This window comes from Mycobacterium sp. 1245852.3 (assembly GCF_001669335.1).
GTDB classification, from domain to species: Bacteria; Actinomycetota; Actinomycetes; order Mycobacteriales; family Mycobacteriaceae; genus Mycobacterium; species Mycobacterium europaeum_A.
This window is the reverse complement of record NZ_LZLL01000334.1, coordinates 1-726: the sequence shown is the minus strand read 5'-3', so window position 1 is coordinate 726 and position 726 is coordinate 1. Positions and strand designations below refer to the sequence as shown.

At 67.1% G+C, this 726-nt stretch carries 1 protein-coding gene and 1 pseudogene; one reads left to right on the top strand and one right to left on the bottom strand.

From position 1 onward, the window contains the following. Window positions 1–351: pseudogene (locus A9W96_RS15180) on the top strand (hypothetical protein); the annotation flags it as partial. Between the two features lies 1 nt (window position 352). On the opposite strand, the gene A9W96_RS32655 reads toward A9W96_RS15180, so the two are convergent. Beyond that, entirely contained in the window at window positions 353–577 is a 225-nt protein-coding gene (locus A9W96_RS32655) for a hypothetical protein (protein ID WP_067180489.1), read from the bottom strand. Window positions 578–726 lie beyond the last annotated feature (149 nt).

Sequence of the window (726 nt, the reverse complement as noted above, 5' to 3'; positions counted from 1 at the left end):
GATCCGCACGACGGCATCTTCACCGCGGCGCGGCTGGCCAAGGACGAGGGCGTGCCGATCTCGACGATCTCGTTCGGGACCAAGGGCGGCGAGATCGAGATGGACGGGCAGCGCATCGCCGTCCCGGTCTCGACCGACCAGATGAAGATGGTGGCCAAGCTGTCCGGCGGGCAGTCCTACACCGCCACCACCCTGGGCGAGCTGGAAAAGAGCTACAACGCCATCGAGAACGAGATCGGCTACCGCACGGTGCCGGGGCCGGGCAGCTCCGGCTGGCTGCGGCTGGCCGTGCTGACCGCCCTGATCGCGACCGCGCTGGCACTGCTGATCAACCGGCGCCTGCCCAGCTGACTCAGGCGGGCAGCCTGCGGTTCAGCAGGAGCCCGGCCAGGATGGCGCCGGCCAGGACGAACGCGCCGAGCAGCATCCAGGCCAGGCTGGCGTCGCCCTTCACGGTTTCGTAGCCGATCTGGCGCTGCAGCGTCGAGTACACGTTCTTCAGCGAGTCCAGGCTGTCGGCGTGGAACGACTGGCCGTCGGTGATCTCGCAGATCTTCTGCAGGGTCTGGTCGTCCACCGGAACCGGGATGGTGGCGCCCTCGTAGTCGACGGTTTTTTATTTTTTTGATAAGGAGATCTTCGAGATCTTCACGCCCTCGGCCTTGGCCAGCCGCGCCGCGGTGAACGCCCCCTGCGGGGCATTGGGGTCCAGCGGCACGTTCTCGC